Here is a 5826-nt window from a genome sequence, read left to right as displayed (position 1 = left end):
GGGATATTCCTGCCAAAATGGATCCAACAGCAAAAATGATAGAAGATATTAAAATCATTTTGCGCCGTCCTAAACGATCGGAAAGTTGTCCGGCCATGGCACCTCCAAAAATAGCTCCAAACATCAACGAAGAGGTAATCCAGCCAATGGCACCTGGGTTGTTTTGAAGGTTCCAATCATGTTGCAGAAAAGGCAAAGCACCCGTCATGACGCCGATATCATAACCGAAGAGAATGCCTCCAAAAGCCCCAAAAAAATAAATGAATCCACTTGAGATTTTCTTATCATTAACCATTAAAATTCCCTCCTCAAGGTTTTAAAATTATATTTTTAAAAATCCCACTACTAAAAACTATTTATCAGGATGAATTCTGTGTCGTCATTCTGCTATTAAAACGCTTTCATCTTTTCCATGCAAAACACGAATACGCTTCCGGATACAGGAAAAATACTAATCTATTACTATTTCCAGAAACTTCTGGATTACCTATTTTTCCCCTCCAAGGAAGCAGAGCCTCCTTGGAGGGGGAGACATTACTTGATAACTACGTATTCCAAGCCAACAAGTTTGGCATAGGTTATGATTTGGTCTGTTGTTAAATTCAATGAAACAACTGTATGGTGACCGCCACCATTCTCAATCCAAGCTTTCACTCCATCTTGGAAGTTTGGCTTCACTTCCCAAAGTACACGGGCCACAGGAAGGTTTGGTGCTGGAACAGTTGGCTCAAATGCAGAAACTTCATTAATCAAAAGTTTATAGTTTGTACCATAGTCAGCCATGGAAACAACGACACCATCTCCTGCTTTGCCGTCGAATACCAAACGTGCTGGGTCTTCACGATCACCTATACCTAATGGAGATACGATAATTTTTGGTTTGTTACTTGCTAAAGATGGGTCGACTTCAAGCATATGTGATTGAAGGATAGATTCTTGTCCAGCGGCTAATTCATAGGTGTAATCTTCCATAAATCCAGTTGATTGGTTATGGCTCATCACTTTCAGTAAGCGATCAAGTGCTGCCGTCTTCCAATCTCCTTCACCCGCAAAGCCATATCCTTGTGCCATCAAACGTTGGACGGCAAGACCAGGAAGTTGTTTCATCCCATATAAATCTTCGAAGTTCGTTGTGAAGGCCGTGTAACCACCATCATCAAGGAAACGTTTAATCGCAATTTCATAGCTTGCCTGTACCTTTACGCTTTTCTCCCAATCTTCCCTACTGTAGGTACCATAATCAAATTCATAAAGTCCTTCGTATTCTGCAAATAAAGCATCAATTTCTTCATCAGTAACCGCATTTACATATTGAACAAGGTCTCCGATTCCAAAATAGTCAACTGTCCACCCAAATTGGATTTGCGCTTCAACCTTATCCCCTTCGGTTACTCCAACGTTACGCATGTTGTCTCCAAAACGAGCGACCTTAATGTTGAAGCTTTCGTTATAAGCAACCGCTACGTCCATCCATTGTGCAATTTGCTGGCGCACTTCAGGACGCTCCCAATAACCTACAACAACTTTATTTTGTTTTTTCAAACGGGCATTGATAAAACCATATTCACGGTCACCATGAGCGGATTGGTTTAAGTTCATGAAGTCCATATCAATCGTTGCCCAAGGAATGCTTTCATTGAATTGTGTAGCCAAATGAAGCAATGGTTTTTGTAATAATTTTGTTCCACGAATCCACATTTTTGCAGGTGAGAAAGTATGCATCCAAGTGATGACACCGGCAACTTCGTTACGATAGTTGACTTCTTTCATGATGCTTGTGATTTTATCTGCACTGACAGCTAAATCTTGCAATACAAGTGGATAGGGTAAAATACCGCTTTCATTTAATGCATCGGTTATCGTTTGTGCATTCGCCTTGACCTCTGCTAACGCTTCTTCCCCATATAGATGTTGTGATCCTACGACAAACCAAAATTCTTTTTTTTCTGTTGTTAACATAATAAGCCTCTTTTCTTTATCTAATGGTTTGATAATTTGATAGCGTTGATCTTACTTTTGACCGTAATAAGCATATTTTCCATGTTTTCGTAAATAGTGTTTATCCAAAATATTTTGTGGTAATTCTTTTGCAAAATGATTTAATTCCCGTGTAAATAAATTCATTTTCGAAACTTCATCCAACACCACACTATTCATTACGGCGGTTTTTGCATCTTTTCCCCAAGTAAAGGGACCATGACCATGAAGTAAGACACCAGGAACGGCTAAAATGTCTAACCCGCGCTCTTCAAATGTTTCGATGATTAACTTCCCAGTCTCCACTTCGTACCCACGATCAATCTCCTCTTGTGTTAGGTAGCGGGCACATGGGACGGATCCGTAAAATGTGTCTGCGTGAGTGGTCCCCATCGCCGGAACATCAAGGCCTGCTTGAGCCCAGATTGTCGCCCAAGTTGAATGAGTATGTACAATGCCGCCGATTTCTTGGTAATACTTATAAAGTACTGCGTGAGTCGCTGTATCTGATGAAGGCCTCAACTTGCCTTCAACAACATTGCCATCTAAATCAACAACAACCATATCGCTGGCTTTCATCGTTTCGTAATCAACACCACTAGGTTTGATAACAAATAAACCGCTTTCACGATCAATGGCACTCGCATTTCCCCATGTATATTTCACGAGTCCATATTTAGGCAAGTCCAAATTTGCTTGAAATACCTCTTCTTTCAGTTGTTCTAACACGTCAGTCCCTCCAGTTTTCCACTCATAACATCAAATTGTCTACAGCGGCCTGCTCAATCACTAAACCCTTCCTGTATCTTTCAATAAATGCTTCAAATCCTTTAACATCCACCTGATCAGGATAAATTTCTTGCCCCTCAGCCTCTTCGAATACTTTTTTGTCGAGGAAGTCTTCTAAACTTTCATTTTGATCTTTATTTATCATGTAAGATGCTAGAATCGCCATTCCCCACGCGCCGCCTTCTCCTGCTGTTGACATCACTGAAACTGGAGCATTCATTGCAGCGGCAACAATTTTTTGTCCTACAAGAGGCGTTTTAAATAAACCACCGTGAGCCAAAATACGATCAATTGCAACATTTTCTTCCGTTGTCAAAATACCCATGCCGATTTTCAAAGCACCAAAAGCAGTAAAAAGGTGAGTCCGCATGAAGTTCGCTAAATTGAAATGACTCTCAGGTGAGCGAACAAATAAAGGTCGCCCTTTTTCTAATCCTGTGATATTTTCACCTGAGAAATAACCGTAGCTAAGCAAACCGCCACCATCTGGATCCGCTTCCAAAGCCTTATTCAGCATTACTTCAAATAATTTATTTGTTTCAACCTTCTGCCCCATTGCCTCAGAAAATTCACGGAACAATCCCAGCCAAGCATTGAGATCACTTGAACAGTTATTCGCGTGAACCATTCCAACTGGACTTCCGTTTGGTGTAGTTACCAAATCTATTTCTGGATATACCTTTGAAAGTTCTTTCTCCAGTACAATCATGGCAAAAACGGAAGTTCCTACTGATACGTTTCCGGTACGTTTCCTTACACTATTCGTAGCAACCATTCCAGTTCCAGCATCGCCTTCCGGTGGGCAAATTGGAGTGCCTGGTTGTAAATTCCTTGATCTATCCAGGATTTTCGCTCCAATTTCGGTCAATTCACCCGCTTGCTCTCCTGAAATGTAAACTTTGGGAAGAATCTCTTTTAGTTTCCAAGGATAATCTTTCGTCACAATTAAATCATCAAACTGCTTGACCATTGATTCATTGTAATCTTGCGTTAATTCATCAATGGGGAACATACCAGAAGCATCTCCAATGCCAATTGCTTTATTACCAGTCAATAACCAGTGAATGTATCCAGCCAAAGTCGTAATGCAATCAATACGAGGTAAATGTTTCTCTTCATTTAATATTGCTTGATAAAGGTGGGCAATACTCCACCGTTCAGGGATATTAAATTGAAATAGATCAGTTAATTCTTTTGCTGCAACACCAGTTGTTGAGTTGCGCCAAGTTCGAAACGGAACAAGTAGCTCCCCTGTACTGTCAAAAGCCATATACCCGTGCATCATTGCGGAAAATCCAATAGAACCTATTTTCCGAATGGTAATTCCGTAATTCCGTTCAACTTCTTGCTTCATTTCACTATAAGCTGTTTGCAGACCAGTGATAATATCCACTAAGTTGTACGTCCAAATTCCATTTTCCAAGAGGTTTTCCCACTCATAACTTCCAGATGCGATAGTTTCATAACGATTATCAATCAACACCGCTTTAATACGGGTGGATCCAAATTCAATCCCAAGTGAAGTTTCTCCCTCGGTAATCGCATGTTTAATTTTCAAACGACTCGTTTGCACGTTAATCCCCTCCTGACAGCGCTTTCAATAAAAGGAGGCACTTAAATATATTAACAACCATATTATATTTTTCTGTACGTACATTTGTCAATAGTGAATATTATTTATACTTACAACTTTCGAGCGAAATACTCCATCCTCACCTTTGAGTGGTAAATTAGTAATAAAGGAATTTTTATGACATGAAACCTAAAGGTAAATAGGGGATTTTATAACTTTTCTATAATTTATACAAAAAATAAGGCGATTTGTTTTAAATCATTCAAAATTATGTTAAAATATGTCCGCACAAATACTTCAAGTGAATTAATTAGCATGCAAACAATTATGAAAGAAGTGAGGTTTAATGAAACCGAAGTATCAGGTAATCATTGATGATTTAAAAAATAAAATCCTTACAGGTGAATATAGTGTAGGGGAACAAATTCCTACTGAATCCGTCATGCAAGAAATGTATAACGTTAGCCGACACACTGTACGAAAGTCCATTTTAGAATTATCAAACGAGGGATTCTTAAGAAGTGAAAAAGGATCTGGCACATATGTTAGTAACCAATATCAATCAAAATCTGGTAGCCATTCCAAAAATAAAACGATAGGTGTAATCACGACCTACATTTCTGATTACATTTTCCCCTCTATTATCCGCGGAATTGAAAGAAGATTGAATGAAGATAATTATTCGTTACTATTAGCCAGTACAAATAATGATGTCGAACAAGAAAAGAAAGCCTTGGAAATGATGTTGTCATTTGGCGTGGATGGTTTGATCATTGAACCTACAAAAAGCAACCTTTACAATCCCAACATCGGTTACTACCTATCGTTTAAGGAACAAGAGGTTCCATTCATCATGATTAACGCTTATTATGAAGAATTAGAGGTTCCTTTCTTTTGCCTGGACGATGTGCAGTCTAGCTATCTCGCAACAAAAGAATTGATTTCGAAAGGACACACCCAAATCGGACTCATTGCTAAAATGGATGATTTACAAGGAAAGTATCGAATGAAAGGATATATAAAAGCACTTGGAGAAGCCAAATTACGCTTTCAACCAGAGCAATTGTTTTCGTATACTACAGAAACGAAGCTAGACCTTTACACGAACTTGAAAGGGTTCCTAAATGAAAATAGAGACGTGTTGACTGCCATTGTTTGCTATAACGACGAGGTAGGATTGGAAGTAGCAAATGTATGCAGACAACTTGATATTTCTATTCCCGAACAATTATCAATTATTGGCCAGGACAATTCCTATATTGCGAAAAATGCAAATATCAAACTAACGACATTAACACACCCACAAGAACAAATGGGACATGATGCAGCTGATTGGGTCATCAAAAAGTTACAAGGAAAGAAGGATTTACCAAACGAAACCTATTATCAACCAGTGTTAATTGAAGGAGAAACTGTCAAAGAGTTAGACATACAATAATCTTAGTGTGTGATGCCTGTAGGCTCCGTTCCCACAATGGCTGCCTCCA

General features: G+C 39.1%; 5 protein-coding genes. 1 reads left to right on the top strand and 4 read right to left on the bottom strand.

The window, feature by feature from the left end; genetic code table 11:
* The 4 genes from J7I96_RS26850 to J7I96_RS26835 all read right to left on the bottom strand — a co-directional run.
* Positions 1-295, bottom strand: a 295-nt coding sequence (locus J7I96_RS26850; protein ID WP_215048202.1) for an MFS transporter, incomplete at its 3' end; no start/stop codon positions are given.
* 239 nt (positions 296-534) lie between these two features.
* Positions 535-1959, bottom strand: a complete 1425-nt coding sequence (gene araA, locus J7I96_RS26845; RefSeq protein ID WP_214772682.1) for an L-arabinose isomerase — start codon at positions 1957-1959, stop codon at positions 535-537.
* A gap of 51 nt (positions 1960-2010) precedes the next feature.
* Positions 2011-2706: an L-ribulose-5-phosphate 4-epimerase gene (locus tag J7I96_RS26840; protein WP_214772680.1), complete on the bottom strand. Its 696-nt coding sequence runs from the start codon at positions 2704-2706 to the stop codon at positions 2011-2013.
* A 22-nt stretch (positions 2707-2728) separates the two neighbouring features.
* Positions 2729-4339, bottom strand: coding sequence for a xylulokinase (locus J7I96_RS26835; protein WP_214772678.1), 1611 nt, complete (start codon positions 4337-4339; stop codon positions 2729-2731).
* Positions 4340-4685: 346 nt separating this feature from the next.
* On the opposite strand from J7I96_RS26835, the gene J7I96_RS26830 reads away from it, so the two are divergent.
* Positions 4686-5777: a GntR family transcriptional regulator gene (locus tag J7I96_RS26830; RefSeq protein ID WP_214772676.1), complete on the top strand. Its 1092-nt coding sequence runs from the start codon at positions 4686-4688 to the stop codon at positions 5775-5777.
* The last annotated feature ends 49 nt before the right edge of the window (positions 5778-5826 follow it).

Origin of the sequence: Bacillus sp. ISL-78 (assembly GCF_018613455.1) — a bacterium.
Classification (GTDB): domain Bacteria; phylum Bacillota; class Bacilli; order Bacillales; family DSM-1321; genus Peribacillus; species Peribacillus frigoritolerans.
The sequence above is the reverse complement of the archived record's forward strand: the minus strand, read 5'-3'. Positions and strand labels throughout refer to the sequence as shown.